Here is a 16,355-nt window from a genome sequence, read left to right on the forward strand (position 1 = left end):
AGCGTGGGGCACATAAGTCAATAATGAGGGGATTCATGAGGTCAGCGCCTTCGACCGTTGCCATATCAACGGCCGACTTTCTCGGCCATTGTTATCAGTCCGTTGACGGTGCGTGAGCCGGCGAGCCGTTCAATGCCGCCAGCAACCGGTCCTGGATCCGAGAGATCAGGAAGCGCGACCCTGCATTGGTAAGGTGCGTGGCATCGCGAAAATAAAGCTGGTTGCCGGCCATTATCTCGCATTGATCATTTGAGCAAAAGACTGATTTCGGGTCGATTATCATCAACCCAGGAATCTGTGCCGAAACCCTTTCCACCATCAGATCAATAGCTTCCGTCTCCTTACGCACTTTTGCAAGAGGGGCGGGCTGGCAGGACTTCAAGTCGCCGCCCGGACGCGCGAGACAGGTCGCAATGTTGATCCCGGCATTGTAGCTGCTGTTCAGCAGGATCGTCGTTCGCTCGCCGGCTCGGATTTGCCGCAGGCTTTTAGAGAGACGTTCCTCAAGCCAATTTACGTAATCGTTCCCGACCCCTTCGAACAACGGCCCGTCGGACTCACCGATGTCGCGGGCATAGCCGCCATAGTTCCCGACCAGGATCACAGGGAATTTGTCGGCCTCAAGTTGCCTGTATGCCTGGGCGACATTCTTGGCGCATTGCTGATCCGGCACTCCGCTGATGAAACGACGTGTATTGCGCAAGAACAAACATCCATGATCGAAGAATGCAATGCCCTTGAAACCATGCTCCTTGAAAAGTTCGTCAAGACCGAACAATAAATTGAGCGCGTGGCTGTCGCCGACAAGATAGACGATTCTGTTTGCGGAGAGATCTCCGAAGCCGCAACGGCTCAGACGATGGTCGCAAAGATCGCCGGCAAAGGTCAATTCGCCCGGCTTCTGCACGGACTTGACGCGAGCCGGAAATCCATCGGCGACAACCACCGCCACCGCCAATCCCACCGACCCGGCCAGCGCGCACACCGCAGCCAGCCCCGTAGCGGCCGTCCCCGCTGCCCGCCATGACCGGAGCTTGGCCGTTTGGCTGAAGCCATAGCGGAACGGCTTCTCCACGGCCGAAAACAACACTGCTCCCAGCACGATCGAGCCGGCAAACAGGCTCACCAACTCGGCCGGCGTCACCGGCAGCAGCATCCAATAGCGATAGAAGACGATGAGCGGCCAATGAACGAGATAGATGGAGTAGGACCGCCGCCCGACAAATTGGAAAATCGCGTTGTCGAGCAGACGGTTTGCGAAACTTGCAGGCCCTGCAAAAATGAGTGCCGCCGTGCCCAGCGTGGGCACCAGCGCGGCAAGGCCTGGCCATGGGGTCCTGCCGTCGAAGACCAGCAGGGAGATGGTTATGAGGACCAAGCCCCCCGCTCCGCAGGCTTGGCGAAGCCAAGCGGAACAACGGATGTCGCCGAGCAGCACCACCGCCGCGCCCAGGCTGAACTCGAACACGCGGAACGGCATCATGTAGAAGGCGAAGCTAGGGGCGATGCCGGTCACCCAATAGCTAGCGGCCAACGACATGACGCCGACCGCCACAATGGCCGGAACCAAGGGCAACCGCAGCCATTTGAGCGCGACGATCGCGGCCGGCCAGAACAGATAGAACTGCTCCTCGACGCTCAGCGACCAGATGTGCAGCAGCGGCTTGAGAAAAACATCCGAGTCAAAATAGTTCTGAGAGAGATAGAAATGGATATTTGCTGTTGCCAACAACGAATAGAGAGCCGACCAGCCGAGCGAGACATAATCGGCCGGCGTTAGGATCTTCCAGCCGACCAGCAGTGACACAAGAACTGTGGCAAGCAGTGCAGCGAACAGGCGGCGGAAACGCCGCAGGTAGAACGTCCTGAAGCTGAAGGACTCGGCCTGGATAATTTGGCGGGATATCAAATAGCCCGAGATCACAAAAAAGATGTCGACACCGGCAAACCCGCCAGGAAGCCAACTGTCGCTAAGATGAAATACGAGAATGGCCAGAACAGCGATGGCGCGCAGGCCTTGGATATCCCGCCGAAAATCCCGCCCGGATTGGCGGGAGACCATTATCGGCTGCGGCAAGACCATTGCGTTCCGGCCCACTCACGGTTACCCCGCTGCGCGCTCGCGCTTGACGTCCGGCGGGGTTGCCTCCTCGACCAGCGCCGCCAGCGCGTCGGCGAACGACGCCGAGGTCTGGTTCTGGCTGCCGAGGCGGCGGATCGACACGCCGCCGGTCTCGGCCTCCTTCTTGCCGACCACCAAGAGCACCGGCACCTTGGCCAGCGAATGCTCGCGGACCTTGTAGTTGATCTTCTCGTTGCGCAGGTCGATCTCGGCGCGCAGGCCCGCCCGGCGCAGCTTCTTCAGGATCTCCTCGGCGTACGCATCGGCGTCCGAGGTGATGGTGGCCACCACGATCTGCAGCGGCGCGATCCACAGCGGGAAGTGGCCGGCGAAGTTCTCGATCAGGATGCCGGTGAAGCGCTCCATCGAGCCGCAGATGGCGCGGTGGATCATCACCGGCACCTTCTTCTGGCCGTCGGCGTCGATGTAGAAGGCGCCGAACCGCTCCGGCAGGTTGAAGTCGACCTGGGTGGTGCCGCACTGCCAGTCGCGGCCGATGGCGTCGCGCAGCACATACTCGAACTTCGGCCCGTAGAACGCGCCCTCGCCCGGATTGATCGCGGTCTTGATCTTGCCCCCCGACTGGGCGGCGATCTGCTCCAGCACCCGGCCCATCACCTCCTCGGCGTGGTCCCACGAGGCGTCCGAGCCGACGCGCTTGTCCGGCCGGGTCGACAGCTTGACCACAAGATCGGCCTCGAAGCCGAAATCGGCGTAGGTGGTGAGGATCAGCTCGTTGATCTTCAGGCATTCCGCGGCGAGCTGGTCCTCGGTGCAGAAGACGTGGGCGTCGTCCTGGGTGAAGCCGCGCACCCGCATCAGCCCGTGCAGCGCGCCCGAGGGCTCGTAGCGGTGGACGACGCCGAACTCGGCCAGCCGCATCGGCAGGTCGCGGTAGCTCTTCAGCCCATGCTTGAAGATCTGCAGGTGGCCGGGGCAGTTCATCGGCTTGAGCGCGAACACCCGCTCGTCGCCGGTCTCCTCGCCGGCCGACAGCACCTTGAACATGTTCTCCTTGTACCAGCCCCAGTGGCCGGAGATCTCCCACAGCTCCTTGTCGAGCACCTGCGGCGCGTTGACCTCCTTATAGTCGGCGCTCAGGCGGCGGCGCATGTAGGCGGTGATGCCCTGGAACAGCGTCCAGCCCTTGGGGTGCCAGAACACCACGCCCGGCCCCTCCTCCTGGAAATGGAACAGGTCCATCTCGCGGCCGAGCCGGCGGTGGTCGCGCTTCTCGGCCTCCTCAAGCTGATGCACATAGGCGTCGAGCTGGTCCTGGGTCTGCCAGGCGGTGCCGTAGATGCGCGTCAGCATCGGCTTGGTGGAATCGCCGCGCCAATAGGCACCGGCCACCTTCATCAGCTTGAAGGCGGTGCCGACCTGGCCGGTGGAGCGCAAATGCGGGCCGCGGCAAAGGTCGAACCACTCGCCCTGCTTGTAGATCTTCAGGTCCTGCCCGTCCGGAATGGCATCGACCAGCTCGACCTTGAAGTATTCGCCCTTGTCGCGGAACACCTGCTTCGCTTCGTCGCGGCTCCAGTATTCCTTGGTGAACGGCCGATCGCGGGCGATGATCTCCCGCATCTTGGCCTCGATCTTGGGCAGGTCGTCGAGGGTGAACGGCTCGTTGCGGTGGAAGTCGTAATAGAAGCCGTTCTCGATCACCGGGCCGATGGTGACCTGGGTTCCCGGCCACAGCGTCTGGACGGCCTCGGCCATCACGTGCGCCGCATCATGGCGGATCAGGGCGAGCGCGTCGGGCGCGTCGCGGGTGACGATCTCGATCTTCGCATCGCGGTCGATGGGGTCGACGAGATCGGTCAACTCGCCGTCGAGCTTCACCGCCACCGCCTTCTTGGCGAGCGACTTCGAGATGTTAGCTGCGACGTCGAAGCCGGTGATGCCGGGCTCGAACGCGCGCTGATTGCCGTCGGGAAATGTCAGGGTGACCATCGATATCTCCTGCTCACTCCTGCGTACAACACAGGTAAGCCTGCCGGACGAATGGGGATGAGGCGCGCGCGCCGGGTCCGGGACCGGCGGCGGCGGGGCGGAAATGCGCCGGCTTCCGCTTAATACGGTGTTTCGGCCGGTTCAATGTCCCGCTCGGTTCAATATCCCGCTCAGCGGATGACGGCCTGTCATGAAACGCCGTCGTCCCGGGCGACGCGATTGCATCGCCGGGTTCCGGCTGGCAAGAACGCAAGGCTTCGCCCGCCCTCGGTCCGGACGAGCCCCGCCGCGATGCCAAGATGTCCAACCCGTTCGAACACTATCGCCTGGAGCCGGCCCGGAGCCCCGAGGATTGGGCGGCCTACCATGCAATCCGGCGCGATGCGCTGTTCGCCCGGCTGCTGCCGCGCCACCCCTACGACAAGAACGACCCCGACGAGTTCCTGCCCGGCCACACCTCCTGCGTCCTCAGATACCGCGACGCGGTGATCGGGGTGGTGCGCATCGACGAGATCGACGCGCAGCGCGTCGGCCTGCGGATGATCGCCGTGCGCGACGACGTCCAGCGCGGCGGCCACGGCCGGGCGATGCTGGCGCTGGCCGAGGAGCAGGCGCGGGCGGAGGGGCGGTCGGAGGTGATCATCAACGCCCACCTCACCGCGGTCGGCTTCTATCTCAAGCTGGGCTACGCGCCGGGCGAGTGGGCCGACCCGGCGCCGGTGCCGCCCGGCACCATCCGCGTCGGCAAGGTGTTATGATACGGTTTTCGGTTGATCCCTTCGGGATACCGGAAACGATCTCGCCGAAAAACGATCGGATGAGAATTTTTCGGCGAACGGCATACGGTTCTCCGGCTTGATCAGCCGGAAACCGTATGAGGGGCACGAGTGGCATCCCAGCGCTGATGCGCGGGGCCGTCGCCTCGTACGAATTTTTCTTATGGAGATCAAGGCTGTAGGGCGGAATAGCGTCAGCGTATTCCGCCAGCATCGGCCGACATGACGCCGCGGCGCAATACGCTGCGCTCTTGCGCCCTACGATGCCCGGGCTTCGTCATCCCGGCCGAGCGGAGCGAGAGCCGGGATCGCTATCCGGAAAGGGGCTTCCCCTTCCTGCAAACGGTCCCGGGTCGCGCAGCTTCGCTGCTTGCCCGGGACGACAGCCAGCGAAACCAGCGGCGCAATACGCTGCGCTATTGCGCCCTACAAAATTACCGTTCCGCGGCGCGGTCGAGGTCGATCCCCTCCAGCAGCGAGCCCTCGGGCTCCGGCCCCGGATTGGTGGAGCGCCACAGTCCGTAGCGCCAGGGCACGTACCAGCGCGCCTTATCCGGCACCCGCTCGCAGACGAAATCGAGCCCCGAGGTGCCGAGCGGCGTGCAGCGGCACAGCCGGGCGAAGCCCATCCAGCCGCCGGCCCACAGGCCGTGGCGGGCGATCGCCTCGTCCATATAGGATGAGCAGGTGGGCAGATGCCGGCAGCCGCGGCCGGCCAGCATCGAGAAGCTGAGCTGGTAGGTGCGGATCAGCCCGCGCGCGGCGAGTGCCGGCAGGTGGATTACGCGGCTCACGCTGGCCTCGCCGACATGTCATCCCTTTCCGCGATTCTGTTGCCTGACGGCACCATCGGCTGTTTGCGCCGCCTCGTCGGAGGGCGCGACCTTACCCTCTCCCCTCGCGGGAGAGGGTGGCGAAACCGAGCGCCAGCGAGGTATCGCCGGGTGAGGGGGCATTTCAAGCCGGGCCGGTTTCACCCCTCACCCGCCTCGCGATCTTTCGATCGCTCGGCACCCTCTCCCGCAAGGGGAGAGGGGAAGAAAAAGCGGGCCGCACGTCGCGTCACATCACTTCCTGCTTGGCGGCGGCGGCGTCGCGCGCCTCGATCTGGGCGATGGCGTCGACCACCGCATCGAAGGTGAGCAGCGTCGAGGCGTGGCGCGCCTTGTAGTCGCGCACCGGCTCCAGCACCTCGATGTCGGCCCATTTGCCGGCGGGCGGCGCGCCCTGCTCCTTCAGCATGCGGCGCACGGTCTCGCGCAGATGGCGCAGCTCCTCGGCGTTCGAGCCGATGATGTTGCGCGCCATGATCGAGGACGAGGCCTGTCCGAGCGCGCAGGCCTTCACCTCATGGGCGAAATCGGTCACCACGCCGCCCTCCATCCTGAGGTCGACGGTGACCGTCGAGCCGCAGAGCTTGGAATGGGCGGTGGCACTGGCGTGCGGCTCGGCCAGCCGGCCGATGCGCGGGATGGTTCCCGCCAGTTCGAGGATGCGGAGGTTGTAGACGTCGTTGAGCATCGCGCAAACGTGATCTTGGCCGGGATGTTGGCCCTACCGGCCTGTTCGGGGTGCGACGATAACATATATGGATGTGCGGACGCGACGGCGGCAAGCTCGCCGGCGCGTGGTGTGCGGCGCGGTGGTCCGGTTCAGGCCCTGCCCCGTACACGAGCGAGCCGATCCCGGTGACACCCGGCGCGTTTCCCCCGCGCCGTCGAACGGAGACCTCGATGGACGCCAGCGTCGCCCCCCTGTTCCCCAAGGCCAAGGACGATCCCTCTCAGCCACCGGCCCCGGTGGCGCGGCCGAGCCGCGCGGAGGCGGAAGCCGCCGTGCGCACGCTGATCGCCTGGACCGGCGACGATCCGGCCCGCGAGGGGCTGATCGACACGCCGGCCCGCGTCGTCAAGGCGTATGAGGAGCTCTACCGCGGCTATCGCGAGGACGCCGCGGCGTTCCTGGAGCGCACCTTCTCCGAGACCGGCGGCTATGACGACATGGTGCTGGTGCGCGACATCCCGTTCCACTCGCACTGCGAGCACCACATGGTGCCGTTCTTCGGCAAGGCGCATATCGCCTATGTGCCGGTCGACCGGGTGGTCGGCCTGTCGAAGATCGCCCGCATCGTCGATGCCTTCGCGCGCCGGCTGCAGACCCAGGAGCATCTCACGGCGCAGATCATCACCACGATCGACGACGTGCTGAAGCCGCGCGGCGTGGCGGTGCTGATCGAGGCCGAGCACATGTGCATGACCATGCGCGGCGTGCAGAAGGCCGGCGCCTCGACGCTCACCACCCAGTTCACCGGCGTGTTCCGCGACGACCCGGCCGAGCAGGCGCGCTTCATGACCCTGCTGCGCCAGGGACGCGGGTGACTTTTCGCCCGGGGAACAACATGTCCGCTGAACGCCAACGCTTCTCGCCGCGCGGTACCGCCGCCGAGATCGAGGAGGGCCTTGCCCTCGCCCCGAAGTTCGACGCCGACGGGCTGGTGACCGCCGTGGTCACCGATGCCGGCGACGGAACGGTGCTGATGGTGGCGCACATGAACGCCGACGCGCTGGCGCTGACCATCGAGACCGGGTTCGCCCACTATTGGTCACGCTCGCGCCAGGCGCTGTGGAAGAAGGGCGAGACCTCCGGCCACCTGCAGCGCGTGACCGACCTGCGCGTCGACTGCGACCAGGACGCGGTGTGGCTGGCGGTGGAGCAGACCGGCGAGGCCGCCTGCCACACCGGCCGCAAGAGCTGCTTCTACCGCCGCATCCCGCTCGGCCGGGCGCCCTCGCCCGCGCTGGAGATGGAGCTGGTCGACGGCGAGCGGCGGTTCGATCCGGCCGCCGTCTACCGCCGTTCGTGACCGGTTCCGCGTTTTGTCACAGTTGTGGCCTATCTGCACGCAGTGACGCCTGCCCCCGCAGGCCGAGGCATCGATGAACGCCGAACGCGAACTTCAGCGCCCGCGCCCGCGTCGGCGCGCTCTTTTCGCCATGATGCGCCGCGGCCGTGCCCGCCCCGCCCCGCCGGAGGAGGTTCCGCGCGCCGAGCCCCGGCACCCCCGCCCGACGCTCGGGCTGGTGCTGGGGGGCGGTGCCGCGCGCGGGTGGGCGCATATCGGCGTGCTGAATACGCTGGCGGATGCCGGCATCGTGCCCGACGTGATCGCCGGCACCTCGATCGGCGCGGTGGTCGGCGGCTGCCACGCCTGCGGCAAGCTTGAGGCGATCGAGGCGTGGGCGCGCCGGCTCAACCGGCGCCGCCTCTTCGGGCTGGTGGACGTCTCGCTGGCCGGCGGGCTGGTCAGCGGCGAGCGGCTGGCGCGGCTGCTGGTGCGCGAGATCGGCGACCTCGACATCGAGTCCCTGCCCTGCCCGTTCGCCGCCGTCGCCACCGAGCTCGGCACCGGGCACGAGGTGTGGCTGACGCGCGGCGGGCTGGTGCCGGCGATGCGCGCCTCCTACGCCCTGCCCGGCGTGTTCCCGCCGGTGCGGATCGCCGGGCGCTGGCTGGTCGACGGCGCGCTGGTCGATCCGGTGCCGGTCAGCGCCGCCCGCGCGCTCGGCGCCCGGCTGGTGATCGCGGTCAACCTCAACACCGAGACGCTGGGCGGCCGCAGCGGGGTGATCCCGGCCTTCGGCACCGACGGCTCGGAGGGCGAGGAGAAGGTGCGGTGGCGGCAACGGCGCGCCAGCACGTTCCGCCAGGACCGCCTGACCCGCCGCCGCCTGCTCGAAACCCAGAGCGGCGTGCCCGGCCTGCCGACGGTGATGGTGGAAGCCTACAGCGTGATGCAGGACCGCATCTCCCGCTCGCGGCTGGCCGGCGATCCGCCCGACGTGCTGATCGGCCCCAAGGTGGGGCGCATCGGCCTGTTCGATTTCCACCGGGCGGCCGAGACCATCGAGGCCGGCCGCATCGCCACCGAGGCGGCGCTGCCGGACATCAAGGCCGCGCTGGCAGCCCTGGCGTGATGCGGTCGTGCGGATGACTACGTCCGTCCGCCGATCGGGTCGAACAGCGCGAAGCCGACGAGACCGGCGACGAAGCCGCCGAGATGCGCCTCCCAGGCGATGGAACTGCCGGCGAAGTCGCTGCCGAGGCTGCCCAGGCCGAACAGGAAATTGAGCAGCACCCACACCGCCAGGAAGGCGACGATGCGCGGATCGCGCAGCGCCTGGGCGAGCGGCAGCGCCGGCACGCGATAGGCCGCAGCCCCGTGGGCGCGGAAGGCGCCCAGCGGCCCGCCGGCCTCGAACACGAAGCGCGCCGCCGCCGCCATGCAGCCCGACAGCGCCGCCGAGGCCCCGACCAGCGGCTGCGGCTCGCCGATGTGCAGCGCCAGATGAGCAGCGGCGCCGGCCGCCGCGGTCATGACGAAGAAGCCGAGAAAGCGCGCCGCGCCGAACCGCCAGGCCACCGGCGAGCCGAAGGCGAGAAGCCACACGCTGTTGATGGTCACGTGCGCCCAGTCGGCATGCAGGAACGCGTAGGTGACGAAGGTCCACACGTCGGCGGCCACCCCGCCCGGCCATTCGACGAAGCCCATGGCATCGCCGCCGTAGCGGGCCGGGATGAAGGCGAAATAGAGCAGGATGTCGACGCTGGCGTCCCGCCCGACCAGCTCCCGGACGAGATGCACGACCACCATGGCGCCGGTCAGCGCCAGCACCACCTGGGGCACGTTGAACATCGGCTCTGCGCGCGGGCGGTTGAAGGCGTCCATGGTCACTCCCGTATGGATGTCGTCGCGACGGTATCCGCCCCAGGGGCGAAGCGGACCGGCGGGACCGGCAGCCGAAGGCAAGCGGTGGGCGCCCGCCATCCGGACGTCAAGGCATGGCCCGGACCGCGCCGGTGCGCAAGGCAGACCCGCTGGCGTGCAGCCTGTGGATAGCCGCCAACCCATCAAATTGCACACATGCCGATAGCCCCCGCTTAACGGTCGGGGCGCGATAGGCGTCGCCCGCCGAATTTTCTCCGCCTTGGCACCCCAGGTGTGCGGAGACGACCGAGGCCTGGCCGCACCGTTCCCCTCGGGACGCGCCGGCCGCAACGGAGCCGCATTATGAAACACCCGATCCTGCGGGATCTGTTTGCGGAGTGGACCCGGCTGAAGGGCAACGGCCGCGCCCCCGAACGGGCCATGCTGTCGCCCGCCGCCATTCCGGGCGTGCTGCCCGATGCCTTGGTGCTGGCGTTCGATCCCGGCGCCGGGCATCCGGTGCGGGTGGCCGGCTCGCGGGTCTGCGCGCTGTTCGACCGGGAGCTGCGCGGCCAGGGCTTCGTCGCGCTGTTCGAGCCGGCCGGGCGGGCAGCGGCCGCGGCGCTGGTCGAGGGCATCGCCGATGCCCAGAGTCCGGCGCTCGCCGCGTTGGTCGGCCGCAGCGCCAGCCATGGCGAGCTCGATTTGCAGCTCCTGCTGCTGCCGCTCCGGGTGGATGGCGAGACCCACGAGCGGCTGCTCGGCGGGCTGGTCGGCACGGCCCTGCCGTGGTGGCTGGCGCGCGATCCGTTGCGCAGCCTGCGGATCCGCTCGCTGCGCAACGTGCAGGATCTGGGCACCGCGCAGGATCTGGGCACCGCGCAAAACCTGAGCAACGCGCACCACCCGTGCGAGGCCGCCGACCGTGCGCTTCCCCCGCGCGTTGCCGGGGCCGGCGCGGCATCCGCCTGACTCCTTGCCAAATATGTGAACGCTCCCCACCGGAAGCTTACGCGGTGTTAACCAAACGCGAACATGCTAATGCCATAGGGAACCTCGACTCCAGCCTCAACGCCGGACCATGGCCGACGCTGCGCATAAACTCCGGCTGAACACGGCTGAACGGCGACGCCACCAGCGCGTCCCGGTGACGCTGCTCGGCCGCTTCATGCTGGAGGACCAGCAGGAATATCCCTGCCAGACGATCAACATGTCGCCGGGCGGCGTGGCGCTGATCGCGCCGGTGCTGCCGCGCAAGGGCGAGCGCGTGGTCGCCTACATCGACCAGATCGGCCGAATCGAGGGCAGCGTCGCCCGCGTGTTCGAGCACGGCTTCGCCATGACCATCTCGGGCACCCTGCGCCGGCGCGAAAAGCTCGCCGAGGTACTGACGTGGCTGGCCAACCGCGGCAAGCTCGGCCTGCCGGAAGACCGCCGCCACGCCCGGCTGGCGCCGCGCGATCCGCGCTCGATCATCACGCTGCCCACCGGCTCGACCTTCCCGTGCCTGGTGGTCGACGTGTCGCTGTCGGGCGCCGCGGTGCGCAGCGAGATTCGGCCGCCGGTCGGCACCCGCATCACCCTCGGGCGCACCCCGGCGCGGGTGGTTCGCCAGCTCGAAAACGGATTCGCCGTCGAGTTCGCCCGCTACCAGCAGCTCTCGACGCTGGAGGAGGAGCTGCGCATCCCCGACCCGGGGTTCTGACCTCCGGCCCGCAGCCTTCGCCCGCATTGACGCGGCCCGTCAAACCGGGCACGCAGCGACTTTCCCCCGCCCCCGTTTCCGTCAATGCCCGCTTCGTCCAGATACGCCGCGCTCGCCGGCATCGGCATGATGCTGCTCGGCGTCATGATGTTCTCGCTCAACGACGCCATGGGCAAATGGCTGGTGGCGACCTACACGGTCGGCCAGGTGGTGCTGATCCGCTCCGCCGCCTCGCTGGCGATGCTGACGCCGCTCTTGATGCGCGAAGGAATGGCGCGCGTGCTGCGGCCGGAGCAGCCCTGGCTGCAGGCCGGGCGGGTGGCCGCCGCAACCACCGAGGTCGGCCTGTTCTATTGGGTGCTGAGCTACCTGCCGCTCGCCGACACCATGACGTTCCTGATGGCCTCGCCGATCTTCGTGGTGGTGATCTCGGCCGTCGTGCTGCGCGAGCGGGTGGGCGGGCGGCGCTGGCTGCTGGTGGCCATCGGCTTCGCCGGCGTGCTGATCGCGCTCCGGCCCTCCGCCGACTCGGTGTCGCTGCCGGCGCTCGGCGCGCTGGTGGGGGCGCTGATGTTCGCGCTGACGAATGTGGCGAGCCGGATGCTGCGCGCCAGCTCCGACGTCACGCTGGTGTTCTGGCAGGCGGCCGGCGCGCTCGCCCTCGGCGCGGCGCTGGTGCCGTTCGGCTGGGTGCAGCCGAGCATGCGCGATTTCGTGCTGCTGGGGCTGCTGGGCCTCGTGTCGTCGGTCGCGCACATGTGCGTGACGCGCTCGCTGAAGCTGGCGCCGGCCTCGCTGGTCGCGCCCTATCAGTACACCTTCATCGCCTGGGCGGTGCTGTGGGGCTGGCTGATGTTCGGCGAGGTGCCCGACGTGCAGACGCTGGTCGGCGCGACGGTGATCGTCGCCACCGGCCTCGTGCTGCTGTGGTCGGAGGCGCGCCCCGGCCGGCGGGGGTAAGGCGGTGCGGCCGGGATTGCTGTCGCGGCTGCCCCCGATCCCGCGAATTTGAATCGAAGTCGCATCGCTTTCGCCGAAAATTCGCGTCTCCTTCGATTCAAGCTCGCGATTCAGTTTCTGCAAATTGTACGATCATTTTCCGCGCATTCGATTCAACATTTCATAAATATTGATTTCAGCGCTTAGCGCGCATTCAAAGTATTTGCGGCAGCCTTGTCCTTGCCCCGGGGAGGGTCAAATGGACATGACAGAGACTTCCACTTCGCGATATCGGTACAAAGCTGGGGCGGTAGGAGCCGCCGGCGCAGGCGGCCTTGTTTTGCTCGTCATGAGCGTGTTCTTCGGACACGATTCGGCGAGTGCTGCGCCCATCCGTCCGGCTCCGGTGATCCGGGCGCTGACCGAGAAGCCGATCTATATCGGCGTCGGCGACTATGCCCGCCCGCCCATGGGCTGGGTGCAGTTCTGCAGCGAGCATGCGGACGACTGCCGCGGCGGGCCGAGCGAGCCGCGTGACGTGCGGCTGACCGCGCCGACCTGGAGCCAGCTCGTCGAGATCAACGACCACGTCAACGCCATGATCCAGCCCGCCACCGACGTCGATGTCTACGGCAAGGTGGAGTACTGGACCTATCCGGTCGATCGCGGCGACTGCGAGGACTATGTGCTGCTGAAGCGCCGGCTGCTGCTGGACGCCGGCTGGCCGCGCGAGGCGCTGCTGATCACCGTGGTGCGCGACCAGCGCGACGAGGGTCACGCGGTTCTCACCGTGCGTACCGACCACGGCGAGTTCGTTCTCGACAATCAGGTCGCCGACATCCTGCCCTGGTACGACACCGGCTATCGCTTCGTGAAACGGCAGAGCCAGTCCAACCCGAACAGCTGGGTGGCGCTCGGCGACAGCCGGCCGCGGACGCCGGTCACCGCCTCGGATCGCAGGCCCTAAGCAGGCCTCAATACGAACGGCCCCGGACGCTGACGCGCGGGGCCGTTGAGTCTCGCGGATTTCCTTTTCGGAAATCAAAGATTTCGCGAAAATCCGCGACCGGAACCAACGGCCCGCCTTCGCGGCCGTTGGCATAAGGCCGGGCGATGGCCCGTCCGGTCAGCGTCCGGGCGGGGGATCGAGGCAGGTCAGGCCGGCGGCGTAGCGCTTCCAGTTGGCGACGTAGCCGGTGGCGGACTTGGCGAGCCGCGCCACCGCCTCAGGATCGAGGGCGCGGACGGCGCGGGCCGGCGCGCCGACGATCAGCGAGAAATCGGGAAACGTCTTGCCCTCGGTGATGAGCGCATTGGCGCCGACGAGGCAGCCGCGGCCGATGACCACGCCGTTGAGCAGGGTGGCGCCCATGCCGATCAGCGAGCCCTCGCCCACCGTGCAGCCGTGCAGGATGGCGTGGTGGCCGATGGTGCAGTCGGCGCCGATGGCGAGCGGAAAGCCCATGTCGGTGTGCAGCATGGCGCCGTCCTGGACGTTCGAGCGGGCGCCGACCTGGATCAGCTCGTTGTCGCCGCGCAGCACCGAGCGCCACCACACGCTCGCCTCGTCCTCAAGCCGGACACGGCCGATCAGCACGGCGTCGGGCGCCACCCAACAGCGGCCGGGCGGCGGGACTTCCGGGCTGATGCCATCGAGCGCATAGATCGGCATGACTTCCTCCGCGCAGGACCATGGTTTGGCGGTTGATCGACCGGAAATCGCCGCCGGCCGGGAGCCGCGCACCTTCTTCCCTCTCCCCTTGTGGGAGAGGGTGGCGAGACCGAGTGAAACGAGGTCGAGCCGGGTGAGGGGTCTCTTCAAGCTCGCTCAATTCTACCCCTCACCCGCCTCGCGATCTCTCGATCGCTCGGCACCCTCTCCCACAAGGGGAGAGGGAAAGAGGGCATCCGCCACAAGCTCGTCTCGCCCGGCCGCCATTCGGGCAGACCTCCGAACTCCGTATCAAACAAGGCCGAGCGCGCGCAACATCACGATGACGGTGGTACCCGACATCAGGCTCCAGAAGCCGGCGATCATCGTCGCCAGCGCCACGCCGATCGGGTTGTTGTTCTCGAAGCGCTCGCGCCGCACCGTGTTGCGGACGATGATGAAGGGCGCCGCGAACACCAGGAACGGCACGTGCGCGTAGGCCGCCGCATTGCCCGTCAGCAGCGCGTGGAAGCTCGCCGGGCGGGCAACCAGCATCTGGTAGCCGGTGGACAGCATGCCGGCGATGGCGAAGCCAAGACCCAGCGCGATGAAATTCTGAACGGTTTCCGGCGACATGACGCGACCCCCGCATTCTGCCGACGGCCCGCACGCGGGCTCGTCAGGGCGGAGGTTAACACGCCCCTAACGGCGCGCGCCGCAACTTCGTAAACGAAGGGTTAACGGCGCCGCGCGGCCGGCGCGTCTTCCTTCTGTCACCGCGATATGCCAATCGCCGTGGCGGGCGATCGCTGCCCCCTGCCCCGCCCCCCGGCGGCGCGCCGCTGCGGACCGGACCGATGAAAGTTCTCCTCGCGCACAATCGCTACCAGCACTATGGCGGGGAGGATGCCGTCTTCGACGCCGAGCGGGCGCTGCTCGCCGACGCCGGGCTGACGGTGACCACCCACGTCGTCACCAACGACCACATCACCGGCTTCGGCGCCCGGCTGCGCAGCGGCCTTGAGGCGCCCTACAGCCGGCGGGCGCGCGCGGCCTTCGCCGCCCAGCTCCGGCGCGACCGGCCGGACGTGGTGCACGTCCACAATCTGTTCCCGCTGCTGACGCCGTCGATCCTCGACGCCTGCCGCGACGAAGGCGTGCCGGTGGTCGCCACGCTGCACAATTACCGCACGCTGTGCGCGAGCGGCCTTCGGGTGCGCAACGGCGTGCCGTGCAGCCTGTGCGTCGAGGGCTCGCCCTATTGGGCGGTGGTGCACCGCTGCTATCGCAATTCGCTGCCCGGCTCGCTGGCGGCGGCCAATACGGTGATGCTGCACCGGGCGCTCCGGACCTGGCCGCGCAAGGTGCGGCTCTTCATCACCATGTCCGACTTCGCGCGCGCGGAGTTCATCGCCGCCGGCTTTCCGGCCGAGCAACTGGTGGTGAAGCCGAACTTCGTGCCCGATCCCGGCCCCGCCGCCGGCGACGGCGCCAAGGCCGGCGTGCTCTATGTCGGCCGGCTCAGCTTCGAGAAAGGGATCTTCGTCCTGCTCGAGGCGTGGAAGACGGCGAAGACGCCGCTCACCATCATCGGCGACGGGCCGGAGATCGAGGCGGTGCGCGCGGCGCAGTCGCCGACCGTCACCTTTCTCGGGCCGAAGAACGCCGCCGAGGTGCTGGCCGCCATGCGCCGCCACCGCTTTTTGGTGGTGCCGTCGATCGTGTTCGAGGGCTGCCCGCGGGTGGTGGCGGAGGCGTTCGGTACCGGCCTGCCGATCATCGCCTCGCGCATCGGCTCGCTGCAGGAGCTGATCCAGGACGGCGTCAACGGCCTGCACGCCATTGCCGGCGACCCGGCCTCGCTCGCAGCGGTGGTGGATGCGGCTGCCGCCGACCCCGCGCGGGCCGCCGTGCTCGGCCGCAACGCCAGGGCCTCCTACGAGCAGGCCTTCACGCCGGAGCAGTCGCTGCGCGCGCTTCTTGCGGTCTATGAGGCGGCGGTCGGCCCGGCCGGCGGCCGGCGCCCGTAAGCGCAGCGGCGCACTGGTTCGCCACCGGCACGCCCCGCGTGTTCCGATGAAATCAGCAAACTCTAAGGTTGCAGAAAGATCGCCGCGCGCAAAAATGAAGCCGGCGAAATCTTGCCTTGATAGAGGTCCAGAATGAGGCCAGTTTCATTTCATGGCGTCTGGGCCGTTTGACCTGACAATGGGTCACACGCGCTTCGCAAACGCGCTCTAGGGATGTCGCGGCCGCCACGGTTGACGTGCAGAACCGGAGGCGACGAGGATCTTCAGCCGATTTTGGCGTGACGGTCCACTTCCGACATTTGTATCCTGCCCGCGACAAACTCCTGGGCAAATGCCGGAACCAAAGGACCACTAGCAACCGCTTGAGTCTCGTGGAGCTTCTGAATTTGGCAGTTGAGACAGAGGGCGCCGCAGCCGGGACCCAGACGCCAAATTCGCTCCACTCGAAGTGCGGAGCCGGCGGCGTGGGATGTC

16 protein-coding genes are annotated in these 16,355 nt (G+C 67.6%); 9 read left to right on the forward strand and 7 right to left on the reverse strand.

Translation table 11 applies throughout. From position 1 onward, the window contains the following. Positions 1 to 94: 94 nt before the first annotated feature. Entirely contained in the window at positions 95 to 2,077 is a 1,983-nt protein-coding gene (locus tag F1193_RS00775) for an acyltransferase family protein (protein ID WP_170263232.1), read from the reverse strand. Between the two features lie 27 nt (positions 2,078 to 2,104). Beyond that, positions 2,105 to 4,075 (reverse strand): threonine--tRNA ligase, encoded by a 1,971-nt coding sequence (gene thrS / locus F1193_RS00780; RefSeq protein WP_150095764.1) that lies wholly within the window; start codon positions 4,073 to 4,075, stop codon positions 2,105 to 2,107. Between the two features lie 299 nt (positions 4,076 to 4,374). Here thrS and F1193_RS00785 point away from each other — a divergent pair, with 299 nt between their 5' ends. Beyond that, positions 4,375 to 4,833, forward strand: a complete 459-nt coding sequence (locus F1193_RS00785; protein WP_150095765.1) for a GNAT family N-acetyltransferase — start codon at positions 4,375 to 4,377, stop codon at positions 4,831 to 4,833. Positions 4,834 to 5,285: 452 nt separating this feature from the next. On the opposite strand, the gene yidD is transcribed toward F1193_RS00785, so the two are convergent. Together yidD and F1193_RS00795 are read right to left on the reverse strand one after the other, a co-directional pair. Further along, positions 5,286 to 5,645 (reverse strand): membrane protein insertion efficiency factor YidD, encoded by a 360-nt coding sequence (gene yidD, locus F1193_RS00790; protein WP_425457186.1) that lies wholly within the window; start codon positions 5,643 to 5,645, stop codon positions 5,286 to 5,288. Between the two features lie 268 nt (positions 5,646 to 5,913). Continuing rightward, complete coding sequence (locus F1193_RS00795; RefSeq protein ID WP_150095766.1) at positions 5,914 to 6,372, reverse strand: iron-sulfur cluster assembly scaffold protein; 459 nt, start codon at positions 6,370 to 6,372, stop codon at positions 5,914 to 5,916. 212 nt (positions 6,373 to 6,584) lie between these two features. On the opposite strand from F1193_RS00795, the gene folE reads away from it, so the two are divergent. The 3 genes from folE to F1193_RS00810 all read left to right on the forward strand — a co-directional run bounded on the left by folE (position 6,585) and on the right by F1193_RS00810 (position 8,825). After that, positions 6,585 to 7,229, forward strand: coding sequence for a GTP cyclohydrolase I FolE (gene folE, locus F1193_RS00800; RefSeq protein ID WP_150095767.1), 645 nt, complete (start codon positions 6,585 to 6,587; stop codon positions 7,227 to 7,229). A gap of 20 nt (positions 7,230 to 7,249) precedes the next feature. Then, positions 7,250 to 7,714, forward strand: coding sequence for a phosphoribosyl-AMP cyclohydrolase (hisI, locus tag F1193_RS00805; RefSeq protein WP_150095768.1), 465 nt, complete (start codon positions 7,250 to 7,252; stop codon positions 7,712 to 7,714). A 73-nt stretch (positions 7,715 to 7,787) separates the two neighbouring features. Continuing rightward, a complete protein-coding gene (locus F1193_RS00810) occupies positions 7,788 to 8,825 on the forward strand; it encodes a patatin-like phospholipase family protein (RefSeq protein ID WP_150095769.1) in 1,038 nt (345 codons plus the stop codon). A 17-nt stretch (positions 8,826 to 8,842) separates the two neighbouring features. On the opposite strand, the gene F1193_RS00815 is transcribed toward F1193_RS00810, so the two are convergent. Beyond that, on the reverse strand, positions 8,843 to 9,577 hold the full coding sequence (locus tag F1193_RS00815) for a rhomboid family intramembrane serine protease (protein WP_150095770.1): 735 nt from the start codon (positions 9,575 to 9,577) through the stop codon (positions 8,843 to 8,845). A 342-nt stretch (positions 9,578 to 9,919) separates the two neighbouring features. Between F1193_RS00815 and F1193_RS00820 the strand changes: the two genes are divergently transcribed. The 4 genes from F1193_RS00820 to F1193_RS00835 all read left to right on the forward strand — a co-directional run bounded on the left by F1193_RS00820 (position 9,920) and on the right by F1193_RS00835 (position 13,167). Next, a complete protein-coding gene (locus F1193_RS00820; protein ID WP_150095771.1) occupies positions 9,920 to 10,528 on the forward strand; it encodes a PAS domain-containing protein in 609 nt (202 codons plus the stop codon). Between the two features lie 109 nt (positions 10,529 to 10,637). Further along, positions 10,638 to 11,261 carry a PilZ domain-containing protein gene (locus F1193_RS00825; RefSeq protein ID WP_150095772.1) on the forward strand — a complete coding sequence of 208 codons (624 nt, stop codon included), beginning with the start codon at positions 10,638 to 10,640 and terminating at the stop codon, positions 11,259 to 11,261. An 84-nt stretch (positions 11,262 to 11,345) separates the two neighbouring features. Next, the gene (locus tag F1193_RS00830) at positions 11,346 to 12,221 is read left to right on the forward strand and encodes a DMT family transporter (protein ID WP_150095773.1); all 876 of its coding nucleotides are present in this window, start codon (positions 11,346 to 11,348) and stop codon (positions 12,219 to 12,221) included. Positions 12,222 to 12,549: 328 nt separating this feature from the next. Then, positions 12,550 to 13,167, forward strand: coding sequence for a transglutaminase-like cysteine peptidase (locus tag F1193_RS00835; protein ID WP_150095774.1), 618 nt, complete (start codon positions 12,550 to 12,552; stop codon positions 13,165 to 13,167). Between the two features lie 159 nt (positions 13,168 to 13,326). On the opposite strand, the gene F1193_RS00840 is transcribed toward F1193_RS00835, so the two are convergent. After that, the gene (locus tag F1193_RS00840) at positions 13,327 to 13,872 is read right to left on the reverse strand and encodes a gamma carbonic anhydrase family protein (RefSeq protein WP_150095775.1); all 546 of its coding nucleotides are present in this window, start codon (positions 13,870 to 13,872) and stop codon (positions 13,327 to 13,329) included. Between the two features lie 291 nt (positions 13,873 to 14,163). After that, positions 14,164 to 14,487 carry a DUF6949 family protein gene (locus F1193_RS00845; protein WP_150095776.1) on the reverse strand — a complete coding sequence of 108 codons (324 nt, stop codon included), beginning with the start codon at positions 14,485 to 14,487 and terminating at the stop codon, positions 14,164 to 14,166. A gap of 221 nt (positions 14,488 to 14,708) precedes the next feature. On the opposite strand from F1193_RS00845, the gene F1193_RS00850 reads away from it, so the two are divergent. After that, positions 14,709 to 15,881 carry a glycosyltransferase gene (locus F1193_RS00850; protein ID WP_150095777.1) on the forward strand — a complete coding sequence of 391 codons (1,173 nt, stop codon included), beginning with the start codon at positions 14,709 to 14,711 and terminating at the stop codon, positions 15,879 to 15,881. Positions 15,882 to 16,355 lie beyond the last annotated feature (474 nt).

Source organism: Blastochloris sulfoviridis (assembly GCF_008630065.1).
GTDB classification, from domain to species: domain Bacteria; phylum Pseudomonadota; class Alphaproteobacteria; order Rhizobiales; family Xanthobacteraceae; genus Blastochloris; species Blastochloris sulfoviridis.